Source organism: Pseudomonas sp. JL3, from assembly GCF_031570575.1.
Lineage (GTDB): Bacteria > Pseudomonadota > Gammaproteobacteria > Pseudomonadales > Pseudomonadaceae > Aquipseudomonas > Aquipseudomonas cucumis.
The window spans coordinates 55,064-79,327 of record NZ_JAKWJK010000004.1 but is presented as its reverse complement, the minus strand read 5'-3'; the positions used below and the strand labels follow the sequence as shown (position 1 = coordinate 79,327).

The window sequence follows — 24,264 nt, the reverse complement described above, 5'->3', positions numbered from 1 at the left end:
ATTCATGAAGGAAAATTCCCTAAAAAAGTAGGGTAAATCTGATTTCCTTGTCCCTCCGTCAACACCCCTTGTCGCTCATGCAGAATCGCCCGCCTTCATTCTGCAGAGACACATCGGATGTTCGCGCCTGCCAATCAACCGCGTTTCACGTTGACCCTCGACGGCGTCCAGAATGAGCTCAAGGTACTTGAGTTCACGGGCAAGGAAGCCATCAGCCAACCCTACCGCTTTGACCTGGAACTGGTCAGCGAACGGCCCGACATTGACCTCGAAAGCCTGCTGCATCGCCAGGCGTTTCTGAGTTTCGATGCACAAGGTTCCGGTATTCACGGTCAGATTTTTCGCGTCGGCCAGAGCGATTCCGGCCAACGTCTGACGGGCTACCAAATCAGTCTCGTGCCGCGCCTGGCATACCTCGCTCGGCGCATCAATCAGCGAATCTTCCAGCATAAAAGCGTGCCGGCGATCGTCACGCAAATCCTCAAAGACCACGGCATCCAGCGCGATGCCTTCGAGTTCCGGCTCGGCAGCGACTACCCCGAGCGCGAGTATTGCGTGCAATACGCCGAAAGCGATCTGGCGTTCATCCAGCGGTTGTGTGCCGAGGTCGGCATTCACTACCACTTCCAGCACAGCCCCGACGGGCACCTGTTGGTGTTCGGTGATGACCAGACGGTTTTCCCCCGCCTGCCCGAGCCGACGCTGTACCTGCCAGGCAGTGGCATGGCGGCAGATGCGCCGGCGATCAAGCGTTTCAGCGTGCGGCTGGAAACCCGGACCACAGCGGTCACCCGCCGGGACTACGACTTCCATAAACCCCGTTTGCAACTCGAAAGCCGCCTCGACAGCGAGCAGCGACCGGTGCTGGAGGACTATCACTTCCCCGGCCAATTCACCGATCGCGAACACGGAAAGCAATTGGTTCAACGAGCGCTGGAGCGACACGGCACGGATTACCGTCAGGCCGAAGGTCGCGGCGACGAATCAGCTTTGGTCAGTGGGCATTTCCTACACCTGGCCGAACACCCGCGTCAGGCCTGGAATGACTTGTGGCTGATCACCGAAATCGAGCACCGTGGCCGGCAGCCGCAGGTGCTGGAAGAGTCGGCCACCAGCGAGAGCCCGGATGATTTCCAGGGCTATCGCAATACCTTTCTGGCGACGCCGTGGGACGTTTCCTTTCGCCCGCCGCTGGGGCCAGAAAAGCCGCGCATGCTTGGCTATCAGCCCGCCGTGGTCACCGGCCCGACTGATAGCGAAATCCATTGCGACGAGTATGGTCGGGTCAAGGTTCAACTCGCTTGGGACCGTGACGGTCAGCTCAACGAGCATTCCAGTTGCTGGCTGCGTGTCGCCACTGGCTGGGCGCATGACCGCTACGGCAGCGTGATGATTCCGCGCGTCGGCATGGAAGTGCTGGTGGGATTCGTCGACGCCGATGCGGATAAACCGCTGGTCATGGGCTGCCTGCCCAACGCGGCGACCCCGGTGCCACTCGATCTGCCGGCGGACAAGACCCGCAGCATTTTCCGCAGCCAAAGCAGTCCCGGTGGCGGCGGTTACAACGAAATGCGCATCGAGGATCGCAAAGGCGCTGAGGAAATCTACCTGCGCGCCCAGCGAAACTGGACTCAGCATGTACTGAACGATCAGCAGGTGCAGGTCGATAACCAGCGCAGCATCATCGTCACCGGCACCGCCCGCCATGAACTGAAGGCTGACGAAAAACGCATCACCCACGGTCAGCGCCAGACCGAAGTGCGGCTGGACGATCACTTGGTAGTGGTCGGCGACCGGCACATTCGCGTGACCAGTCAGGCCCTCAATGCCAGTCAACAATTCCACGTCAGCGCTGGCCAGCAAGTGGTCATCGACGGCGGCGCCAGCGCGACCATTCAGGCGGGCGGGCAGTGGATCAATATCGGCCCCGGCGGGATTTTCAGCAGCGTGCCGATCCAGGTCGGTGGTGCGCCGATGGCGGCCATGGCCGCTGCGCCGAGCCTGCCGGATGTTCCGTTGAAACTCGCCGCCGCCCCGGCGGCGCTGCTCAGTGCCGCACAAATACTCAGCCTGCAAAGCGACGCGCCGTTCTGTGAAGAATGCGAGCGCTGCAAGGACGGTGTTTGTGCCGCCTGATGCCTTGTCACCTCACGCCTGGCTGGAGCGCCAGCCGCTACGACCATCGGAGCAACTGTTCGCGATTTTCAGCAGTGCCAGTGCCGCTGAACCGTTCAAAGCCTGGCAACGCTCGATCACGGCCCAAGCGCCGAGCCCGATTTGGGCTGATACCGCTTACGCCGAGTGGGAAGCGGTGATGCCCTATGTCGGAACCGTCGCTGCTGGCAGTGAGTTTTTGGATTGGGTCGCCGCCACTGAGTCCCGTGATTGGGGTTGGCTGGCGGTGTCTTGCGCCACTCAAGAGGCGTTGGTCGAGCATTTGCGCAGCCTCACACAAGTTCTGATGCCCAACGGCAACGCGGTGTTTTTCCGCTATTGGGATGGGCGCTATGTGCTGCCGATTCTGCAGTCTGCCGAGGTTAACGCTGCGCAACTGATGCCGGTGATCGGGCGCTGCCTGATCAATGGCCAACTGCTGGATATCGGTGGCAGCGCGCTGAAGAGCGTCGGGGTTTTCCCCTGGTGGGAAGTATCTGAATCGCTGCTCAACCACCTCGCCACCGAGTCCGCGACAACGCATATCAACAACCTGCTGAAGTGGTTGAGCGAGGACCGTCCTGATCTTTATGAGGCGTTCTCCGAAAGTGTGTTGCGGCACAAAGTCGCGAGTTTTCTTGAGACACCCGACCTGCCTCAAGCGCCGAAATCAGCGTTGGTGGATTACCTGATGACGGAGCTGGACTGATGGATCAGATCGTACGGATCGAGCAGGAGCTCGACGGTTTCAAAGACACACTGGTTTTGTATCGCCAACAGCTTGGCAACTTCTTGAGCAGGAATGCGGACAGGGTCAGCCGGACGATGGACATGCCTTCGCTGTTGGACATGGAGCGGCTGATAAAACTTGGCACTACGACTACAGCGGTGGGTAGTCGTGACGATGATTTTTTCTCGGGTTTAGCGCGGTGTCCTGCGAGCGGAATACTGCAGATCGAGAGCAAGTTCGAATCGGTTTATGACATCCCGTTGGGGAATATTTCGGTCGATGTGATTGCCGTTGATGGCGGTGAAAGTACACCGGTCTTGCTCAATGAAAACGGTAAAGGGCAGTTCGAAGGCACACCGGGAAAGTTTTATCGCGTTCATGTCCTGGGTGAAGCTGCGCCCTCGAAGATCAACGAACTTTTTGATTCCTACAAAGGCCTCTCCAGCGACCTGGAAGACTGGTTACGCAGTGAGTGGGAGGGGTTCAAGCCGCAGTGGTCGCAATCGACTTTTGCGGCTGCCGGTAACGGCATGCTCGCGGGAAGTTGGGCGGCGGTCATGGGCGTTTGGGACAGCCTCAGCCTGCTGTCGGACATTCTTCAGGATCCCCGCAAGTTCATTGAGCGTTTGGGCAGCGGCGCTGATGAGTTGGTCAGGCTCGCGGAAACAGCGCCGCAGGTCATGGCAAAAGTCCAACTGCTGGCCAGTGACGAAGCGGCGCTGTGTTTACTGTTGCGTACTGCCAGTCTCTGGCTGGAAATGCTCCCGCCCAGCGAGATCGCCGGCAACGCGGCAGAGGCGGCCAGCCAAGTCATCGTCTCGGTGCTGATTGATATTCTGATTGCTTCGGTACTGGCTTTCACAGGTGTCGGCATACCCGCCGCCAAAGCCTATTTAATGGCTCGCGGGCTCAAATACGGGATGGGGTTGGCCAGTCTCGCGATGCGCTTCGTCGAGACGACGTTCAATATCCTCAGCACCTTCATGAAGTACGTCGACCAGTACAAGGCGGTCGCCGCACGCGGTGTTGCCGCGGGTCTGAAAAAAGGCCGGATGCAACTGCGCTGGGACGCCAAACGCAACACCACACTGAAAAAAGACGAGCACCACGACGACTCCCCGGATCAGGCGAAAAACCCCAACGGCGACAGCGCCACGTGCGTGCCGTCTACCTGCAAAAACGGCTGCCCGGTGTCGATGGTCACTGGCGAAGAACTGCTGACCCTGGCCGACGGTTCCCTGGACGGCCTCCTGCCGTTCGACTTCACCCGGCTCTACCGCACCAGCGCCGCCGAGATCGATGTCGGCCTCGGTTTTGGCTGGAGTCATTCGCTCGCCCATCGGCTGGAAATCGACGGCGACCAGGTCATCTGGATCGACCACGAAAACCGCCGCACCACTTTCCCGCTGCCGAGCAGCGAACGCCCGGCGATCCACAACAGCCTGTCGCGGGCGGCGATTTATCTCGGTGATGACCCCGAGGAACTGATCCTTGCCCAGGCCGGCGACGACACGCGTTTTTATCACTTTCATAACGGTCGGCTGACGGCGATCAGCGATGCGTACGACAACCGTTTGCGCATCACCCGCGACCGCCAGGAGCGCATTCAACGCCTCGACAACGGCGCGGGCCGCGCCTTGCTGTTGCGTTATGACCGCGCTCATCTGATCGCCGTCGACTATCAGGTGTTTGTCCCGGCGCAGACCCTCGACGAGGCCTGGCACACCGAGCAAACGCTGGTCAGCTACCGCTACGACGAATGCGCTCAACTGATCGAGGCGAGCAACGCCGCCGGCGAGAGCGAACGCTACGACTACGACGACCAACACGTGATCCGGCAGCGGCAATTGGCCGGTGGGGCAAGTTTCTTCTGGGAATGGGAAAGGTCCGGCAAGGCGGCCAGATGTATCCGGCACTGGGCGTCGTTTACGCAGATGGACACGCGTTATGTCTGGGACGATCAGGGCAGCGTCACCGTCCAGAACATCGACGGCAGCGAAGAGGTTTACGTCCACGATGACCGGGCGCGGCTGGTGCGCAAGGTCGAGCTGAATGGTGGCGAACAGCTCAAGGCCTACGACGATCAGGGCCGGCTGATTGCCGAGCAGGATCCGCTCGGCGCCGTCACCGAATACCGCTACGACGAAGTCGGACGGTTGGTGGCGCTGATTCCGCCGGAAGACGAGCCAACGGCCTACGAGTATCGCAACGGTTTCCTGCATGCGCGCTATCGCGGCAAAGCGGTGTGGAAGTATCAGCGCAATGCGCAGGGGGACATCACCGAAGCCACCGATCCCGATGGCCAGGTCACTCATTATCACTACGACGCTCAGGGGCGCTTACTGTCGATCCGCTACCCGGACACCAGTCGTCACGTGTTCGTCTGGAATGCCTTGGGGCAGTTGCTCGAAGAGACCTTGCCCGACGGTGGGCAGCGGCGCTTTTCCTACGACGCGTTGGGGCGGCAGATTACCCGTCAGGACGAACACGGTGCCGTCACCCAGTACCAATGGGATGCCGTCGGCCGACTGATCCAGACGACTTTACCCACGGGTGCCAGCCGCACTTTCAGCTACAACGCCTATGGCAAGATCACCGCCGAACGCGACGAGCTGGGCCGCGTCACCCGCTACGAATACGCCGACGGCCTGCACCTGGTCAGCCGCCGGATCAATCCCGACGGCACCCAGCTCCAGTACCGCTACGACAACGCGCAGCTGCTGCTCACAGAAATCGAAAACGAATCCGGCGAAAAATATCAGCTGGATTACACGCCTAACGGCTTGATCCGACAGGAAACCGGTTTCGACGGCCGCCGCACCGCCTACGCCTACGACCTCAACGGTCATCTGCTGGAGAAAACCGAGTTCGGTGATGACGACTCGCAGCTGGTTACGGGCTATCAACGAGATTCGGCCGGACGGTTGTTGGTCAAGACCTTGCCCGACGGGGTTAAGGTCGAATACCGCTACGACTCGCTGGGCCGACTGACCGGCGTCGACGATGGCCACGATCGCCCGCTGGAGTTCGAGTACGACCAGCAGGACCGCCTGATCACCGAGCACCAGGGCTGGGGCACCTTGCGCTATGGCTACGACGCCTGCGGCCAGCTCAACCGCCTGCGCCTGCCGGACGGCAGCAAACTCGACTACCACCACGCCAAGGGCGGTGCGCTGACGGCCATCGACCTCAACGGCACGCGGCTTACCAGTCACCAATTCGTCTTCGGGCGCGAACGGCAACGCCAGCAAGGTCAGCTCACCAGCCATTATCACTATGACGAACAGGGCCGGCTGCAGGCCCACGCGATCAACCAATCAACCAAACCGCTGTACTTGCGCCACTACAGCTACGCCGTCAACGGCAACCTGGCGACCATCGCCGACAGCCGGCACGGCCAGTGCAGCTATTACTACGACGCACTCAACCGCCTGACCCGCGTGCGCCACACCCGCGACGACCCGCCGGAAACCTTCGCCCATGACCCGGCCAGCAACCTGCTGATGCAGGACCGCCCTGGTCCGGCGACCATCAAAGGCAATCGTCTGCTGATGCAGGGCGACCGTCATTACGACTACGACGCCTTCGGCAACCTGATCCGCGAACGCCGCGGCACCGGGCAGAAACTCGTCACCGAATACCGCTACGACTGCCAGCATCGGCTGGTCGGCGTCACCACGCCGGACGGTCGTTGCTCAAGCTACCGCTACGACGCCTTCGGCCGCCGCATCGCCAAAACCATCGACGGCAAAACCACCGAGTTCTTCTGGCAGGGCGACAACCTCGTCGCCGAAAGCAGCCGCGAGCACTACCGCAGCTACGTCTATGAGCCCGGTAGCTTCCGCCCGCTGGCCATGCTCGACGGCAAAGGCCCACGTAAGGCTTGTCCCTTCTACTACCAGCTCGACCACCTGGGTACACCGCTGGAGCTGACCGATTTTGGTGGTGAGATCGTCTGGTCGGCGAAGTACAACGCCTACGGAAAAGTCACGCACCTGGCGTTCGGCGGGGGCGAGCAACTGGAACAACCGTTACGGTTTCAGGGCCAATACTTCGACGCCGAGAGCGGTCTGCACTACAACCGGCATCGGTACTATGATCCGGAGATTGGTCGGTATCTGACACCGGATCCGATCAAGTTGGCGGGTGGGCTGAATCAGTATCAGTACACCCCGAATCCAACGGGTTGGGTTGATCCGTTGGGGTTGGCTTGCAACCCGTGCCCCGGCGATATAGATGCCGATGGGCCGTATAGCGAAATTGTTCCTGGTGGAGGCTTGGCGGCGCATGAAGCTCAAGGTGGGCATCTCATCGCGAAGCACGTAGGTAGAACAAATATGCAGTTAGCTCAAAGGTTAGAAGCGGAACCAACTATTCCTGCAGCATCAACATTTCCTGATCGAGCTACTGCTGAGTCAGCTTCTGCGAGAGCATTAGATGCAAATAAAACAAAGATCGAAAAATTCCTTAATGGGACAAAAGGGAAGACGACAATTACTCATGAGTTTCCCTACCCAGTAGGCGTCAGCTTACCGAACGGACGTACCGAATATCTGTCAGCATCGAAGGTGTTGTTGGTATTAATTAAGGATGCCCGGCGGCCTGAGGGTTATTTTTTGCTAACAGGATTTCCAGAGATATGAGCAGAGAGTTCCCCGAGCTACACGATTTTTTTGGAGCGTACTTTCATCAAGATTGGACAGTCGAACATGATACGGCTGAGCAAGTGATTGATGCTTTTTTAGCTGACTCCGATCCTGGGGATCTAATGGTGGTCCGGCAAGAGCTCAATGTGCTGCTTGATCAGCAGAAAGACGAGCTTGTGTTGCGGGAATATTTATTGAAAGAGCTGAGCTGTTATTACTGCTATTGGATTGCATGGGAGTCAGGTGAGTTTTGGTTACGCCATATCGCTGACAGATTGGCTAGTCGACTTGATCATCCTTGATGACAAATGGCAGTGAAATTTCTGGGCAAGGTCGTCGGAAGTTTCCTTCAAAACGTATCGGTTTCCATGAACTGGTGCGAAGTGAGATCCATGGATAGTCTTTGGTTGTCGCTGCAAATGCAGTGGCAGGGTGTAGGAACCCTTACTCCAACGTGCGTCAGTACTGTCGATTGATTGCGACACTTAAATCGTGTCCGTAATATCGTTCGCGGCGGCTGTGCGCGGGACACGTTTCGACGTGGCTGAGTTGGAGTATCTCAGTTTCCTACTCCCGCGCACGGCTGCCACCCAAGCCCGTAGGAAAGGCCGTTGGTAGCTTCAAATACATACTCCAAGGTCTCTAAAAAATGAAAAATCTTCACCCCGATCCTCCCTACGAAAAAATAATCCCTCATCCCGAAAACCGCTTCATGGCATTGACCGGCAACTGCACCGACATGCCCACCCTGTTCGTCGACACCCACGCCCCGCTCGATGTTTTGTATGACGCTGCCAACTATCGAATTCGTGCAGTCACTCAGGTGCTTGAGAACATGTCGATGCGCGGCTCAGTCGAGTGCGAATCCTTCATTCTCAGTGACTTTGCCTTGCTCTGTGCCATTCCATTGCGCGATGGGTGTGATGTGCTGGATGTGGTTGGGCGGCGTTTGCGGGCCCGGCCTTCGGAGTAACGCCGCAGAATGATCGTTCCCACGCTCCTGCGTGGGAATGCAGCCCGTGACGCTCTGCGTCACATCGGTGTCAGGCGCGAATTCGATTGCGTGGCTGGAACACGGAGCGTCCCTTGAGGCATTCCCTCGCGGAGCGTGGGAACGATCACCGTGTAGAGTTGGCGGCACCAGGATTGCCCGCTCAGCCGCGAACCCCTGACGTTCTGCGCCGTACAAGGTAAACTTCCCGGCCTTCGCAGGAGCAATCATGAATTATCGTCACGCCTTCCATGCCGGCAATCACGCCGATGTGTTCAAACACCTGACTTTGACCCGCCTCATCGCCTTGATGTCGCGCAAGGAGCAGCCGTTTGCCTATCTCGACACTCACGCCGGTATTGGTCTGTATGACCTGCAGGGCGATCAGGCCAGTCGTACCGGTGAGTACCTGGAAGGTATCGCGCGGTTGTGGGATCAGCCGGATTTGCCGGCGCTGACCGCCGATTACATGAAGGTGCTGCACGACATGAACCCGGATGGCCAGTTGCGCTATTACCCGGGGTCGCCGGAGTTGGCGCGGCGTCTGACGCGGCCGCAGGATCGGGTGATGCTCAATGAGAAGCACCCCGAAGATGGCTTGCTGCTCAAGGACAACATGGCCGGTGATCGTCGGGTGAAGGTGCACTTGGGCGAGGGCTGGCATGTGCCGCGTGCGATGTTGCCGGTGCAGGAAAAGCGTGCGGTGATGTTGATTGATCCACCATTCGAGCAACTCGATGAGATGCAGCGTTGTGCGGCGTCGTTGAAAGAAGCGATTGGCCGGATGCGCCAGACGGTGGCGGCGATCTGGTACCCCGTGAAGGATCAGCGGGCGTTGCGGCGGTTCTATCAGGACTTGGCCGGCACGGGCGCGCCGAAGCTGTTGCGGGTGGAGTTGCTGGTGCATCCGTTGGATACGCCGAACAGTTTGAACGGGTCCGGGTTGGCGATTGCCAATCCGCCGTGGGGGCTTGAAGAGGAATTGCGTGAGTTGTTGCCGTGGTTGTCCAAGAAGTTGGGGCAGACCCAGGGTGGCTGGCAGATGGATTGGTTGATTGCCGAGAGTTGACCAGTGATCGTTCCCGCTTTGCGTGGAATGCAGCCCGGGACGCTCTGCGTCACCTAAAGGCGGAACGCGGAGCGTCCCGGGCGGCATTCCCACGCAGAGCGTGGGAACGATCAACGTCCGAAAATCAGATCGGGCAAGTCACGCCCGTACCGCCAATCCCGCAATACCCTTCAGGGTTCTTGGCCAGGTACTGCTGGTGATAGGCTTCGGCGAAGTAGAACGTCGGTGCTTCTTCGATTTCGGTGGTGATGGTGCCTTTTCCAGCCTTGGTCAGTTCGGCCTGGAACACCTCTTTACTGTGCTTGGCCGCAGCCAGTTGCGCCGGGTTGGTGGCATAGATTACTGAGCGGTACTGGGTGCCGATGTCATTACCCTGGCGCATGCCCTGGGTCGGGTTGTGCAGTTCCCAGAACATTTTCAGCAGCTCTTCGTAGCTGACTTTTGCCGGCTCGTAGACCACCAATACCACTTCGCTGTGGCCGGTCAGGCCCGAGCAGACTTCTTCATACGTCGGGTTCGGCGTAAAGCCGCCGGCGTAACCCACCGCCGTACTGACCACGCCTTCGCGCTGCCAGAACTTGCGCTCCGCGCCCCAGAAGCAGCCCAGGCCGAAGATCGCGAAATCCACGTCCATCGCAAACGGGCCCAGCAACGGGGCGTCGTGGACGAAGTGTTTTTCCGGCACGGTCATTGGGGTTTCGCGGCCAGGCAGGGCTTGTTCTTTAGTCGGGAGCACGTTTTTGTTCACCAGGATTTCCGAGCGCAGAACCATGATCAGTCCTCTCAGTCAGGTTGAGATGTAAATAAACAGACTGCCAGTGTGCCTAATGCCGGTCAGTTACGCACTACCCCTGTGGGATTACGGTGTGCTCAGACGATTGGGCCGCGCGGGTAGCGTTTGAGCTTTTCGATCAGCTCCGAACCCGGGATTGGTCGGTCGAACAGGTAGCCCTGGCCGACATCGCAGCGGTGGCGGCGCAGGAAGGCCAACTGCTCGGCGGTCTCGATGCCTTCGGCCACGACCTTGAGTTTCAGGTTGTGGGCCATGGCGATCACGGCGGAGGTGATTTCCATGTCGTCCTGGTTGTCCGGGATTTCGTGGATGAAGCTTCGATCGATCTTGATGATGTCGATCGGGAATTTTTTCAAGTAGCTGAGCGACGAGTAACCGGTGCCGAAGTCGTCCATCGCCAGGGTCAGGCCCAGGCGCTTGAGCTGATCGAGCTGCAAGTGGGTGTCTTCGGTGGCTTCCAGCAGCAGGCCTTCCGTTAACTCAAGCTCCAGCAGGTTCGCCGGCAGCGCTTCCTCTTTGAGGATGTTGGCGATGGACGCCACCAGGTCCGGGTCGGAGAATTGTTTGGGCGACAGGTTGATCGCCACTTGCAGATTGCCGAGGCCGGCGGCGGTCAGTTCTTTGCTCATGCGACAGGCCTGGCGGGCGATCCATTTGCCGATCGGGATGATCAGCCCGGTTTCTTCGGCAACGCTGATGAACTGATCCGGGCGGATCATGCCTTTTTCCGGGTGGTTCCAGCGTAGCAGCGCTTCCATCCCCAGCAGACGACCGCTGCGCAGGCACAGTTTGGGCTGGTAGAACACGTCCAGCTCGTTCTGGGTCAGGGCGCGGCGCAGGTTGTTCTCGACGAACAGTTTGTAGCTGGCCTCGGCATTCAGCGCTTCGGTGAACACCTGCACCTGGTGTTTACCGTTGGCCTTGGCCTTGTGCAGCGCCAGGCCGGCGTTGCGCATCAGTGTTTGTGGGTCGCGGCCATGCAGCGGCGCGCAGGCCAGGCCCACGGAGCCGGTGACGCTGATCAACTGGTTGTCGACGAACATCGGCTTGTCGAGGGTCGCCAGTAATTGGTTGGCGACCTGTTGGCCAGTCGAGAGGTCAGTGTCGTCCAGCAGCACCGCGAACTCGTTACTGGCGAAGCGCGCCAGGCTGCCGCTCGGGCTCAGGCTGTTGCGCAAGCGTCGCGCCAGGCTGATCAGCAGTTTGTCGCCGGTCTGGTGGCCGAGGCTGTCGTTGATGCGTTTGAAGTTGTCGATGTCCACCAGCAGCAGGCTGATCGGCGTGTCGCTGTCTCGAGCGAAGCGTTCATCAAGGTTGCGGATGAACGCCGGACGGTTGCCGAGGTTGGTCAGGTTGTCGGTGTAGGCCAGGCGCTCGATGCGCTGCTGGGCGAGCTTGGTCTGGGTGATGTCTTCGTAGATGCCGATGTAGTGGGTCAGCTCACGGTTGTCGCCATAGACCTTGGAAATCGACAACTGGCCCCAGTAGGGTTCGAGGTTCTTGCGCCGGCTCTTGAACTCGCCCTGCCAGCTGTTGCTCTTGGCCAGCGCCGACGGTGCGTCGAACAGCAGTTCGCTGAGGTTTTCCAACGCCGGCAGTTCCGACAGTCGCTGGCCGTGGACTTCCTCGGTGGTGTACTGGGTGATCGCGGTGAAGCTTGGGTTGACGTACTCCACCACGCCGTCGCAATTGACCAGCAGAAAAGCGTTGGCGCTTTGCTCCACCGCACGCTGGAACAGGTGCAGGGCGCTGGTGGCGGTACGGCGGTTGTGGTTGTTGATGACTTGGGCGAACTGATCCGCCAGCTCGCCGGCAAAGGCGATTTCGTCCGACTGCCAGGCGCGGGTCGCACCGATCTGTTCCAGGCAGAGCACGCCGACCACTTGGCCATCGACGCGGATGCTGGCGTCGAGCATGGCGTTGACGTCGCGCGGGCGCAGGTATTCGGCGATTTCCTGGGTGCGCGGGTCGCGCATGGCGTTGTGGGCGTCGATGGCGCGGCCAGTGTGCAAGGCGTCGAGGTAGTCGGGAAAACCGCTGGCGTCGATCGGCTCGGGCAATTGGTGATTTCGGCTGGCGCGGTGATAGGCCGAAATCGGCGTCAGTAGCGAGCCGTCGAGGTTCCACAGGCTGGCGCAGTCGACTTCATAGATGTCGCAGGCACTGCGGGTGATCAGTTCGGCGGCTTCTTGCAGGGAATTGTTGGTGCTGTAGCGCTGGCGGGTCAGCAGCAGGATCAGATCTTGCTGGGCGCGCACCCGGTCCAGGTGCTGCAGTTGTTCCTGCTGGGCACGTTGATTGAGTTCCAGGGCGATTTGCAGGCGTGAGTTCTGGGTTTCCAGATCCAGCGCCGGCAGCAACGGTTCGCCGTCGAACAGACCGTCCACCACCATCAGGTAGCCGCGCAGCAGGTGTCGATTGTGTTGTTTGTAAGCTTCGCCCAGTTCCAGCAGGCTCAAAACGCCTGCGGCGGTGTGCAAGGTGTAGCGGATCAGGTAATGCGGGCTATTGGTGAGTTGCTGCTGGATCGTGTCATGCAGTTGATAGCGCGCTTCGGGCTCCATCAGGCTGGCATAGGGCGAGCCGACCAGGGCACAAAGTTCCACTGCCGGCAGGCCAAACTGTCGTTCGCAATTGGGGTCGAGAAACAGCAGCGCCCAGCTCGGTTCATTCAGCCGTTCGAAACGCAGCATGCCGAGCCGCGAGGGCACAGGCAACTGCGTCACTACCTCGGCCACCATACGGCTGGCGGCATCGGGTTGGCTCTTCATATGGAGGGAAACTCGCTTCGAATATACTGATCGCGCCGGGCTCTCGCCCTCTTTACTGTTGTCTGCGGCAAGGTTGCATCATTGCGACACCGACTGACAAGAGACATGAAGGCCAAGTGCTATAAGAATATGTCGGCAGGCGTGAAGAATTCTCCAGCGAGGCGCCAAAAAGTAATGCAGTAAGTCAAAAAATCGCAGCCCTCGGCAGCCCCTGCAAGGCTGCGATCTTTTCCGGGATCAACGTAATTTTATGGTTATCGACTGCAGTTGCTTGCCATCCCGATCGTGATAATTGACGCGAACCTGTTCAGCATCGACGACCAGATGCGCGAAATTATCCTGGCTGATCACCTCACTGGTCAGCTCGTGCCGATAATCTCCCGCGGCCGTTCGGGCCAACGCTTGGTCGAGAATGAACGTGGATGCCTTGGCATACGGCAGCAGTTTGCTGTTGCACAGTGGTGAAGACACGATGGTGTGAACTTCGAAGTCCGGGACCTCGCTGTGGGTCAGGCGACTGGTCAGCGAGCCGTGGACGTCGCCGGAAATGAAGAAAACGTTCTTGATGCCGTGCGTGCGAATCGTCTCCAGTAGTCGTAGTCGTTGTTCCGGGAAGGCTTTCCAGGCGTCATCACCGTGAAGCTTGCGGTCGGGGTAGAACATGACGCTGGTGACCACGAATTTGACCCGGGCCGTGCTGTTGATCAGCCATTTGAGCAGCGCCTGTTCCTGCTCTTCATCAAGGATGCGCCGGTCGCTGGCCGACAGATTGCGTCGGGTTCGGCTGTCGGTGATAAACCATTCGATATCACCATCGGTGAATTGATACCAATACTGTTCCAATTGCCTGCTGACTTGTCCGTTGGCGAGCAGTTCATGGGCGGGGCTGTGACTGGCTTGATATAACTCATATGCCGCCATGGCGTTTCTGTACAGGTATGCATCGTTCTTGCTTTTATTGGCGGGCCAGTTGTCTTCAATTTCATGGTCGTCGAGGATCATGTAAGTCGGCATGCCGGACATTAACTTCGAAATATGAGGTTGTGAAAAAGCCGTGCGGTATTTACTGAGAATGTCCTTGTACTCCCGGTCGGGGGCCACGAGGTTCAAATCATCGACATAGATTTGATCGCCGGTCATCAGCATGGCGCTGACAGGCGGCTCGGCGCGTTCTGCCAGGCTGGTGATCGAGGCAAAGATCCGGTCGCCCAAGTGCGGGGCCGACGCAATGCCGGCGGTCATTCGCAGGTAGCGACATGAACCGATGACATAAGCCCGTGGCGTCGTGTTTTTGCTGGATTGCGTGCGAAAGCGGTAGATCGCCCGAGGCCACTGCAGCGGCAGTTCCTGGATCGTTTCCACGGTATGCACCGGGCTCATGGGGCTGAACCATCCCGCCTGATATTCATAGTCGGTATCGGCGGCGAGATCATTGAGTGCAATCACATCGGACATGTCGCGCAAAATAGTCAGTTTCGCAAATACGCTTTTGGACCAGCGATCCTCACCGGCACGCCGATAACGGACGCCCGCAAATACCAAGGCGTTACTCTGTAATTCACCGCGCAAGAAAATGCGAGCGTGGTTAGTTGTTGTATGGCCAATAATCGGGCCGACAGTTGGTTTGAACATGTTCGAATCCATTCGAAGTAATGCTAACTAAGCAGATTAAGTTGTCGAAGTTTCTATTAGAAATTCTCCTAACTAAGACTAGTTATTGGCTCGCAAAAAATATCGGGCGGAAGTGGACTCGAGTTGTAGGCAGCGTAAGCCATGAATGTAGGAATAAGGCGCAGAGGAGGGCTTTCTTCAGGGCAAAAAAAAGCCCCGCCAAATTGGCGGGGTTGAGGTACGAGCGTGGCGCTCGGAAAACGTGGATCGCGACGGGCCCTCCGGTGAAGGAGGGCCGGTCGGTGTTACAGCAGGATGGTGCGGATGTCCGCCAGCAGGTCGCTCAGACGCTTGGTGAAGCGTGCAGCAGCGGCGCCGTTAATCACACGGTGATCATAGGACAGCGACAGCGGCAGCATCAGCTTCGGCTGGAAGGCTTTGCCGTCCCAGACTGGCTGGATGGTTGCCTTGGACACACCGAGGATCGCCACTTCCGGCGCGTTGACGATCGGCGTGAAGCCGGTGCCGCCAATGTGGCCGAGGCTGGAAATGGTGAAGCAGGCGCCTTGCATGTCGTCAGCGGTGAGCTTTTTGTCGCGGGCTTTGGCAGCCAGCGCAGCGGCTTCGGCTGCCAGTTGCAACAGGCTCTTCTGGTCGACGTTCTTGATGACCGGTACCAGCAGGCCTTCAGGGGTGTCGACTGCGAAGCCGATGTTCACGTACTTCTTGCGGATGATCGCTTTGCCGCTTGGCGCCAGCGAACTGTTGAAGTCCGGCAGTTCCTTGAGCAGGTGTGCGCAGGATTTGAGCAGCAGCGGCAGGATGGTCAGCTTGACGCCAGCCTTCTCTGCAACGGCTTTCTGAGCAATACGGAACGCTTCCAGCTCGGTGATATCAGCCGAATCGAACTGAGTCACGTGAGGAATGTTCAGCCAGCTGCGATGCAGGCTCGACGCGCCGATTTGCATCAGGCGAGTCATCGGTACTTCTTCGGTTTCGCCGAAACGGCTGAAGTCCACGACCGGAATCGGCGGGATGCCCGCGCCGCCGGTTGCGCCGCCAGCGGCCGGTGCTTCCTTGGCCTTCTGCATCATGGCTTTGACGTAAACCTGCACGTCTTCTTTCAGCACTCGACCGTGGGGGCCACTTGGGCTGACAGCGCTCAGCTCGACGCCGAATTCGCGGGCCAGCTGGCGCACCGCAGGGCCTGCGTGAACCTTGGCGCCCGGCTTGGCCGGTGCAGCAGCAGGTGCGGCAGGTGCCGGAGCAGCAGGTGCTGCGGCGGCTGGAGCAGGTGCAGCAGGAGCAGCTGGAGCCGGGGCAGCAGCAGGTGCCGCGCCTTTGACTTTCAGCTTCAGGATCAGGTCGCCAGTACCGACTTCGTCATCCAGCTTGATGGAAACGCTTTCCACCACGCCAGCGGCAGGCGATGGGATTTCCATGCTCGCCTTGTCGGATTCCAGGGTGATCAGCGACTGGTCGGCGGTGACGGTATCGCCAGCCTTGACCAGTACTTCGATGATCTTGGCCTTGCCCGCCGAACCGATGTCCGGGACGTGAATGTCCTGAACAGTGTCGGCAACCGGGGCTGCCGGAGCCGCAGCGGCTGGCGCCGGAGCAGCGGCAGCAGGCGCAGCTGCCTGGGCTGGCGCGGCCGCGGCTGGTGCAGCAGCACCCGCCACTTCCAGGTCCAGAATCAGGTCGCCGGTGCCGACTTCGTCGTTGAGCTTGACGCTGATGGCCTTCACCACGCCAGCGGCAGGCGATGGAATTTCCATGCTCGCCTTGTCGGATTCCAGGGTGATCAGCGACTGATCAGCGGCGACGGTGTCGCCGACCTTGACCTGGATCTCGATGATCTGGGCCTTGCCTGCCGAACCGATATCCGGCACGTGCACTTGCTGAACGCTGGCAGCAGCAGGCGCGGCAGCAGGAGCAGCTGGCGCTTTCGCGGCAGCAGGTGCAGCTTCAGCCTTGGCGGCTGGCGCAGCGGCAGCTGCAGCTGCAGCTGCAGCTGCAGCTGCAGGGGCCGCAGCTGCGGCACCTTCGACTTCCAGTTCCAGCAGTTCGTCGCCTTCTTTCAGGCGATCGCCCAGCTTCACTTTCAGGCTCTTGATGATGCCGGCCTTCGGCGCAGGCACTTCCATGCTCGCCTTGTCCGACTCAAGTGTCAGGATGCTCTGGTCGGCTTCGATACGGTCGCCGACCTTCACAAACAGTTCAATTACTTCACCTTCACCGCTGCCGATGTCAGGTACGCGAATGAGTTCGCTCACAGAGTGTCTCCTCAGCAGTCCAGTGGGTTGCGTTTTTCCGGGTTGATACCGAACTTGGCGATGGCTTCAGCCACCACCTTAGGTTCGATATCGCCACGGTCAGCCAAAGCTTCCAGGGCTGCCAACACCACGAAATGACGATCGACTTCGAAGAAGTGACGCAGCTTCTTGCGGCTGTCACTGCGGCCGAAACCATCGGTGCCCAGGACTTTGAATTCCTTGGACGGGACCCACTGACGAATTTGCTCAGCGAACAGCTTCATGTAGTCGGTAGACGCGATGACCGGACCTTTACGGCCGTTCAGGCACTCTTCGACGTAGCTCAGTTTAGGCTTCTGGCCCGGGTGCAGACGGTTGCTGCGCTCGACGGCCAGGCCATCGCGACGCAGTTCGTTGAAGCTGGTAACGCTCCACACGTCTGCGCCAACGTTGAACTGTTCACGCAGGATCTTCGCCGCTTCACGGACTTCACGCAGGATGGTGCCGGAGCCCATCAGCTGAACGTGGTGCGCCGCTTCGCGGGTGTCTTCCTCGAGCAGGTACATGCCCTTGATGATGCCTTCCTCGACACCGGCCGGCATGGCTGGCTGCTGGTAGGACTCGTTCATCACGGTGATGTAGTAGAAAACGTCCTGCTGCTCTTCGGTCATCTTCTTCATGCCGTCCTGGATGATCACCGCCAGCTCGTAGCCGTAGGTTGGATCAAAGGTGCGGCAGTTCGGGATGGTGGCAGCCAGGATGTGGCTGTGACCGTCTTCGTGTTGCAGGCCTTCGCCGTTCAGCGTGGTTCTACCGGCGGTACCGCCGATCAGGAAGCCACGGGTGCGGCTGTCGCCAGCGGCCCAGGCCAGGTCGCCGATACGCTGGAAGCCGAACATCGAGTAGAAGATGTAGAACGGCAGCATTGGCTGGTTGTGGCTGGAGTACGAAGTACCGGCAGCGATGAAGGAGCTCATGGCGCCCGCTTCGTTGATGCCTTCTTCGAGGATCTGGCCCTTCTTGTCTTCTTTGTAGAACATCACCTGGTCTTTATCGACTGGCTCGTAGAGCTGGCCGACGGACGAGTAGATGCCCAACTGACGGAACATGCCTTCCATACCGAAGGTACGGGCTTCGTCCGGGATGATCGGGACGATGCGTGGACCGATTTCCTTGTCCTTGACCAGTTGTGCGAGGATCCGCACGAACGCCATGGTGGTGGAAATTTCACGGTCGCCCGAGCCATCAAGAATGGCCTTGAGGGTGTCCAGCGACGGGGTCGGTACGCTGAAGCTCTGCGCGCGACGCTGTGGCACGAAACCGCCCAGTGCAGTACGGCGCTCGCTCAGGTAGCGGGCTTCGGCGCTGTTTGGCTCTGGCTTGAAGAACGGCAGGTTTTCCAGCTCTTCGTCTTTGACCGGAATGTCGAAACGATCGCGGAACAACTTCAGGCTGTCGACATCGACTTTCTTGGTGTTGTGCGCAGTGTTTTTCGCTTCGCCGGCACCGGTGCCATAACCCTTGATGGTTTTGGCCAGGATGACGGTAGGTTGTTCTTTGTGGTTGACCGCTTCGTGGTACGCCGCGTAGACCTTGTACGGGTCATGGCCGCCACGGTTGAGTTTCCAGATCTCGTCGTCGGACAAGTCTGCAACCATCGCCTTGAGTTCTGGCGAGTTGAAGAAGTGTTCACGCACGAACGCGCCGTCTTTGGCTTTGTAGTTCTGGTACTCGCCGTCGATGACTTCGTCCATGCGGCGTTGCAGGATGCCGTCGACGTCTTTGGCCAGCAGTGGGTCCCAGAAACGGCCCCAGATGACTTTGGTCACGTTCCACTGAGCACCGCGGAACACGCCTTCGAGTTCCTGGATGATCTTGCCGTTGCCGCGAACCGGGCCGTCGAGGCGCTGCAGGTTGCAGTTAATGACGAAGATCAGGTTGTCGAGTTTCTCGCGGCCAGCCAACGAAATGGCGCCCAGGGATTCCGGCTCGTCGCACTCGCCGTCGCCCAGGAAGCACCAGACTTTCTGCTTGCCTTCGGGGATGAAGCCACGGGCTTCCAGGTACTTCATGAAACGTGCCTGGTAGATCGCCTGAATCGGGCCCAGACCCATGGATACCGTCGGGAACTGCCAGAAGTCAGGCATCAGCCAAGGGTGCGGGTAGGACGACAGGCCCTGACCGTCGACTTCCTGGCGGAAGTTATTCATTTGTTCTTCGGTGATGCGGCCTTCCATGAACGCACGGGCGTAAACGCCTGGCGAGGTGTGACCCTGGAAGTAGATCAGGTCGCCGCCGTGTTCGTCGGTCGGGGCCTGGAAGAAGTAGTTGAAGCCGATGTCATACAGGGTCGCACTGGAAGCGAAGCTGGAGATGTGACCACCCAGGTCAGAATCTTTCAGGTTCGTACGCATTACCATGGCCATCGCGTTCCAGCGTACCAACGAGCGAATGCGGCGTTCCATGAACAGGTCGCCAGGCATGCGTGCTTCGTGAGTTACGGGGATCGTGTTGCGGTAAGGCGTGGTGATGGCGTAAGGGAGCTGCGAGCCGCTACGGGTCGCGAGTTCGCCCATACGGGTCATCAGATAGTGAGCACGGTCTTCGCCTTCTTTGTCGAGAACCGATTCCAGGGCGTCCAGCCATTCCTGGGTTTCGACGGGATCGAGGTCTTGCATGGCTTGCTCCAGGGCGGAAAGGCTTCCAGAATCGGTTGCCTGAGTTTGCGACTGGCCTTGTGGGCAGACGATATAAATTCTTGGATTGCCGAGAGGTATGTTCCGGCGGCGTGTAGTTTTACTACAAATCATCGGGCATTTCAGCCTTTCGAATGTATAGACGAGTAGTAAAACTACAGATGATTGGCTTGTGGCCTCCGGCTGCGTTGTGAGAATAATCGTTAAGGTTGGTCTTTTGCCAACCAAAAAAGGTGAAGGCTTGATGATCGCTGCCAAAAATAAACAAATTTCAGCTATTTCTAACCTTTGTTCGACAGTCGGTCAGGTAGCGTATTTTCACGAATCACTACATGCAGCCCTTCACACGCCGATCAAGGATAGACCATGAGCCTCCCTTCGCTTGCCGAACTGCCCGATGGGCTCCTGCCGTTTGTCACCCGCGCCGAGCAGTCGTTTCGTACGACCGTCGGGGTTCTTCCCGATGACCATGGCCTGTCTGCCTGGACGCCTGAGCGCTGGGCGCAATTTGCTCGCGTCGCCGCTGCCAGCGACTTTGTGATTGAACAGAGTCTGCGTGACCCTTTGATGTTGCTGGAGCTGGTGCAGTCCGGCGAACTAGACCGCGCCTTTACGCCGGGCGAATTGTGCGCACAGATTGCGACGGCGGTGAGCGCAGCCGAAACCGACGACCAGCTGGGCCGCGCCCTGCGTCGCCAGCGCGCACGCCAGCAAGTGCGGATCATCTGGCGTGACCTGACCCGCCAGGCCGATCTGATCCAGACCTGTCGTGACCTCTCGGACATGGCCGATGCCAGCATCGATCAGGCCTATCAGTGGTTGTATCAGCGCCATTGCCAGCAGTTCGGCACGCCCACCGGGCGACGCAGCGGCGAGCCGCAGCAGATGGTCATCCTCGGCATGGGCAAGCTCGGCGCCGTGGAGCTGAATCTGTCGTCGGACATCGACCTGATCTTCGCCTACCCCGAGGGCGGCGAAACCGTCGGCGTGAAGCGGTCGCTGGATAACCAGGAATTTTTCATTCGTCTCGGCCAGCGTCTTATAAAGGCGCTGGACCCGATGACCGTCGACGGTTTCGTGTTCCGCGTCGACATGCGCTTGCGGCCTTACGGTTCGTCCGGCGCGCTGGTGCTGAGCTTCAATGCGCTGGAACAGTACTACCAGGATCAGGGCCGCGATTGGGAACGCTATGCGATGATCAAGTCGCGCGTGGTGGCCGGCGATCAAGTGGCGGGCGCGCAACTGCAAGAGATGCTGCGCCCGTTCGTTTACCGGCGTTACCTGGATTTCTCGGCCATCGAAGCGCTGCGCACCATGAAGCAGCTGATTCAGCAGGAAGTCCGGCGCAAGGGTATGGCCGACAACATCAAACTGGGTTCCGGCGGTATTCGTGAAGTCGAGTTTATCGCCCAGGCCTTCCAGCTGATTCACGGTGGCCGCGACCTGAGCCTGCAGCAGCGTCCTTTATTAAAAGTACTGAGCACCCTTGAAGGTCAGGGTTACCTGCCGACGGCAGTGGTCAGCGAGTTGCGTGAAGCCTACGAATTCTTGCGTTACACCGAACACGCGATCCAGGCCATTGCCGACCGCCAGACCCAGATGCTGCCCGATGGCGAACAGGATCAGGCGCGCATTGCCTTTATGCTCGGGTTTGCCAATTGGGCGGCATTCCACGAACAGCTGATGTACTGGCGCGGCCGGGTGGCCTGGCACTTTGCTCAGGTGATTGCCGATCCCGATGAAGAAGCCGGCGCCGAGAGCGAAGTGGTGGTCGGCGGGGAATGGCTGCCGCTGTGGGAGGAGGCGCAGGACGAGGAGGCCGCGTGCCGTCAGTTGGAAGAGGGTGGTTTCGCCGACGCCTCCAAGGCGCTGAAAGCCTTGGCCAGTCTGCGTGGCAGTCCGCAATTGCGGGCCATGCAGCGCTTGGGACGTGAACGCCTCGATGCTTTTATTCCGCGCTTGCTGGCTCAGGCTGTGGAGCATGCCAATCCCGATCTGGTGCTGGAGCGGGTGTTGCCGCTGGTGGAAGCCGTGGCGCGTCGTTCCGCCTATCTGGTGCTGTTGACCGAGAACCCCGGTGCCCTGCGCCGTTTGCTGACGCTGTGCGCCGCGAGCCCGTGGATTGCCGAACAGATCACGCGCTTCCCGCTGCTGCTCGACGAACTGCTCAACGAAGGCCGGCTGTTCAAGCCACCGCTGGCGCCGGAACTGGCGGCCGAGTTGCGCGAGCGTCTGACGCGGATTCCCGAAGACGATCTCGAACAACAAATGGAAGCCCTGCGGCATTTCAAACTGGCGCACCGCTTGCGCGTCGCCGCCTCGGAAATCGCCGGCAGCCTGCCCTTGATGAAGGTCAGTGATTACCTGACCTGGCTTGCCGAAGCGATCCTCGAACAAGTGTTGGCCCTGGCTTGGCGCCAGACCGTGGCCAAGTACGGTACACCGCTGCGCACTGATGGAACCTTATGCGACCCTGGTTTCATCATTGTCGGTTACGGGAAAGTCGGTGGCCTGGAATTGGGGCACAGTTCGGACCTGGATCTGGTGTTCATCCACGACGGCGATCCACAGGCCGAAACCGACGGGCCGAAGCCTATCGACGGCGCACAGTTTTTTACCCGGCTCGGGCAGCGCATCATTCATTTGCTGACGGCGCAGACCAACTCCGGCCAGCTGTATGAAGTGGACATGCGTCTGCGGCCCTCCGGTGCCTCCGGTTTGCTGGTGAGTTCTTTGGGGGCGTTTGCCCGGTATCAGGAAAACGAAGCCTGGACCTGGGAACACCAGGCACTGGTGCGGGCGCGGGTGCTGGTGGGCAGTCAGGATGTCGGCCAAGCGTTCGAGAAGGTTCGCGCGGCGGTATTGGCCAAGCGGCGGGACCTGCCGACCTTGCGCCAGGAGGTCAGCGAGATGCGCGCCAAGATGCGCGATAACCTCGGCAGCAAGAGCACGGCGGCGGGCACGGCGGCAAATGCCTTCGAGGCCACGGCGCCATTCGATCTCAAGCAGGATGCCGGAGGTATCGTCGATATTGAATTTATGGTGCAATACGCGGCTCTGGCATGGTCTGAGGCGCATCCGTCATTGCTGCGCTACACCGACAATATCCGCATTCTGGAAGGGTTGGAGGAGGTCGGGCTGATGCCCGCCGAAGACGCCAGCCTGTTGCGTGAAGCCTATAAGGCCTACCGCTCCGCCGCTCACCGGGAAGCCTTGCAGAAGGACGCCGGCGTGATACCGGGCGACCAGTTTGTGGATGAACGACGGCAGGTAATGCGTATCTGGCGTGAGCTGGGGTTAAGCTGAGCAGGCTAAATTGGAACACCCAATACCCAATGTGGGAGCGGTGTTTGATAGATTGGGACAGCTAAGCTGCATCGCATGGATGTGCACAAAAACTGATCTGATGAGCTGGTACAGGCTCGTCCAAATGACCTGACGGTTCACCCCGAAGGTGCTGGATTCTCGAGGCGGGGAGGCATATGCCTCCCCGGCTCGTTTTTGGAAACCACATGAAAATTCTGATCGTTGGGCCCAGTTGGGTCGGTGACATGGTGATGGCGCAGACACTTTTTCAGTGTCTCAAGCAGCGCCACCCGCAGTGCGAAATCGACGTGCTGGCCCCCGAGTGGAGCCGGCCGATCCTCGAGCGCATGCCCGAAGTGCGCCAGGCCTTGAGCTTCCCGCTCGGCCACGGTGTGCTGGAGCTGGCGACGCGGCGGCGCATCGGTAAATCCCTGGCCGGTCAATATGACCAGGCCATCCTGCTGCCCAATTCCCTGAAGTCGGCACTGGTACCGTTTTTTGCCAGTATCCCGAAACGCACCGGCTGGCGTGGCGAATTCCGCTACGGCCTGCTCAATGACGTGCGCACGCTCGACAAAGAGCGTTATCCGCTGATGATCGAGCGCTTCATGGCCCTGGCCTTTGAGCCTGGCGCCGAGCTGCCGAAACCGTATCCACGGCCGAGCCTGCAGATCGACCCGGTGACCCGCGACGGCGCACTGGCCAAGTTCGGTCTGGCTCTCGACCGTCCGGTGTTGGCGCTGTGCCCCGGCGCCGAGTTCGGCGAGTCCAAGCGCTGGCCGTCCGAGCACTACGCCAAGGTCGCCGAAGCGAAGATTCGTGAAGGCTGGCAGGTCTGGCTGTTCGGCTCGAAAAACGATCACGCGGTGGGCGAAGACATTCGCGCGCGGCTGATTCCCGGTCTGCGTGAAGAGTCGGTGAACCTCAGTGGCGACACTTCCCTGGCCGAGGCCATCGATCTGCTGTCTTGCGCTGACGCCGTGGTCTCCAACGACTCCGGCCTGATGCACGTGGCTGCCGCGCTGAACCGCCCATTGGTGGCGGTATACGGCTCGACGTCGCCGGGTTTCACGCCACCATTGGCCGAGCACGTCGAAATCGTGCGCCTGGGCATTGAATGCAGCCCATGCTTCGATCGCACTTGCCGTTTCGGTCATTACAATTGCTTGCGCCAGCTCATGCCGAAAGCAGTGAACGAAGCCTTGCAGCGGTTGCTGGGCACTGTGGTCGAGGTCAAATAGT

Annotated in this window: 13 protein-coding genes; 8 read left to right on the top strand and 5 right to left on the bottom strand. The window is 59.6% G+C overall.

The genetic code is table 11. The annotated features are described in order from the left end of the window. Positions 1–117: 117 nt before the first annotated feature. The 6 genes from MMG91_RS09610 (at position 118) to MMG91_RS09575 (ending at position 9,590) form a co-directional block, all read left to right on the top strand. Positions 118–2,136 (top strand): type VI secretion system tip protein VgrG, encoded by a 2,019-nt coding sequence (locus MMG91_RS09610; RefSeq protein ID WP_310659446.1) that lies wholly within the window; start codon positions 118–120, stop codon positions 2,134–2,136. Further along, the gene (locus MMG91_RS09605; RefSeq protein ID WP_310659445.1) at positions 2,126–2,863 is read left to right on the top strand and encodes a DUF4123 domain-containing protein; all 738 of its coding nucleotides are present in this window, start codon (positions 2,126–2,128) and stop codon (positions 2,861–2,863) included. Before MMG91_RS09610 ends, MMG91_RS09605 begins: the two co-directional genes overlap by 11 nt. Then, a complete protein-coding gene (locus MMG91_RS28925) occupies positions 2,863–7,527 on the top strand; it encodes an RHS repeat-associated core domain-containing protein (RefSeq protein ID WP_405046527.1) in 4,665 nt (1,554 codons plus the stop codon). The genes MMG91_RS09605 and MMG91_RS28925 overlap by 1 nt, the downstream gene beginning before the upstream one ends. Further along, a complete protein-coding gene (locus MMG91_RS09585; RefSeq protein ID WP_310659444.1) occupies positions 7,524–7,832 on the top strand; it encodes a contact-dependent growth inhibition system immunity protein in 309 nt (102 codons plus the stop codon). Before MMG91_RS28925 ends, MMG91_RS09585 begins: the two co-directional genes overlap by 4 nt. Positions 7,833–8,179: 347 nt before the next feature. Continuing rightward, positions 8,180–8,503 carry a hypothetical protein gene (locus MMG91_RS09580; RefSeq protein ID WP_310659443.1) on the top strand — a complete coding sequence of 108 codons (324 nt, stop codon included), beginning with the start codon at positions 8,180–8,182 and terminating at the stop codon, positions 8,501–8,503. Positions 8,504–8,750: 247 nt separating this feature from the next. Next, the gene (locus MMG91_RS09575) at positions 8,751–9,590 is read left to right on the top strand and encodes a 23S rRNA (adenine(2030)-N(6))-methyltransferase RlmJ (RefSeq protein WP_305447916.1); all 840 of its coding nucleotides are present in this window, start codon (positions 8,751–8,753) and stop codon (positions 9,588–9,590) included. A 124-nt stretch (positions 9,591–9,714) separates the two neighbouring features. Here MMG91_RS09575 and msrA read toward each other — a convergent pair whose 3' ends face one another. The 5 genes from msrA to aceE all read right to left on the bottom strand — a co-directional run bounded on the left by msrA (position 9,715) and on the right by aceE (position 19,698). Beyond that, positions 9,715–10,362 carry a peptide-methionine (S)-S-oxide reductase MsrA gene (gene msrA, locus MMG91_RS09570; protein WP_305504195.1) on the bottom strand — a complete coding sequence of 216 codons (648 nt, stop codon included), beginning with the start codon at positions 10,360–10,362 and terminating at the stop codon, positions 9,715–9,717. Positions 10,363–10,460: 98 nt separating this feature from the next. Beyond that, positions 10,461–13,154, bottom strand: a complete 2,694-nt coding sequence (locus MMG91_RS09565) for an EAL domain-containing protein (protein WP_310659442.1) — start codon at positions 13,152–13,154, stop codon at positions 10,461–10,463. Positions 13,155–13,391: 237 nt separating this feature from the next. Then, positions 13,392–14,786, bottom strand: a complete 1,395-nt coding sequence (locus MMG91_RS09560) for an alkaline phosphatase D family protein (protein ID WP_310659441.1) — start codon at positions 14,784–14,786, stop codon at positions 13,392–13,394. A 284-nt stretch (positions 14,787–15,070) separates the two neighbouring features. After that, entirely contained in the window at positions 15,071–17,041 is a 1,971-nt protein-coding gene (aceF, locus tag MMG91_RS09555; protein WP_310659440.1) for a dihydrolipoyllysine-residue acetyltransferase, read from the bottom strand. An 11-nt stretch (positions 17,042–17,052) separates the two neighbouring features. Further along, positions 17,053–19,698: a pyruvate dehydrogenase (acetyl-transferring), homodimeric type gene (gene aceE / locus MMG91_RS09550; RefSeq protein ID WP_305447920.1), complete on the bottom strand. Its 2,646-nt coding sequence runs from the start codon at positions 19,696–19,698 to the stop codon at positions 17,053–17,055. Between the two features lie 384 nt (positions 19,699–20,082). On the opposite strand from aceE, the gene glnE reads away from it, so the two are divergent. Next, on the top strand, positions 20,083–23,022 hold the full coding sequence (glnE, locus tag MMG91_RS09545; RefSeq protein ID WP_310659439.1) for a bifunctional [glutamate--ammonia ligase]-adenylyl-L-tyrosine phosphorylase/[glutamate--ammonia-ligase] adenylyltransferase: 2,940 nt from the start codon (positions 20,083–20,085) through the stop codon (positions 23,020–23,022). 206 nt (positions 23,023–23,228) lie between these two features. Next, entirely contained in the window at positions 23,229–24,263 is a 1,035-nt protein-coding gene (gene waaF, locus MMG91_RS09540; protein WP_305504199.1) for a lipopolysaccharide heptosyltransferase II, read from the top strand. Position 24,264 lies beyond the last annotated feature (1 nt).

Coding starts and splice junctions, on each gene's coding strand:
- MMG91_RS09610 (WP_310659446.1), top strand. CDS start 118: ATGTTCGCGCCTGCCAATCAACCGCGTTTCACGTTGACCCTCGACGGC.
- MMG91_RS28925 (WP_405046527.1), top strand. CDS start 2,863: ATGGATCAGATCGTACGGATCGAGCAGGAGCTCGACGGTTTCAAAGAC.
- MMG91_RS09585 (WP_310659444.1), top strand. CDS start 7,524: ATGAGCAGAGAGTTCCCCGAGCTACACGATTTTTTTGGAGCGTACTTT.
- MMG91_RS09580 (WP_310659443.1), top strand. CDS start 8,180: ATGAAAAATCTTCACCCCGATCCTCCCTACGAAAAAATAATCCCTCAT.
- MMG91_RS09575 (WP_305447916.1), top strand. CDS start 8,751: ATGAATTATCGTCACGCCTTCCATGCCGGCAATCACGCCGATGTGTTC.
- msrA (WP_305504195.1), bottom strand. CDS start 10,362: ATGGTTCTGCGCTCGGAAATCCTGGTGAACAAAAACGTGCTCCCGACT.
- MMG91_RS09565 (WP_310659442.1), bottom strand. CDS start 13,154: ATGAAGAGCCAACCCGATGCCGCCAGCCGTATGGTGGCCGAGGTAGTG.
- MMG91_RS09560 (WP_310659441.1), bottom strand. CDS start 14,786: ATGTTCAAACCAACTGTCGGCCCGATTATTGGCCATACAACAACTAAC.
- aceE (WP_305447920.1), bottom strand. CDS start 19,698: ATGCAAGACCTCGATCCCGTCGAAACCCAGGAATGGCTGGACGCCCTG.
- glnE (WP_310659439.1), top strand. CDS start 20,083: ATGAGCCTCCCTTCGCTTGCCGAACTGCCCGATGGGCTCCTGCCGTTT.
- waaF (WP_305504199.1), top strand. CDS start 23,229: ATGAAAATTCTGATCGTTGGGCCCAGTTGGGTCGGTGACATGGTGATG.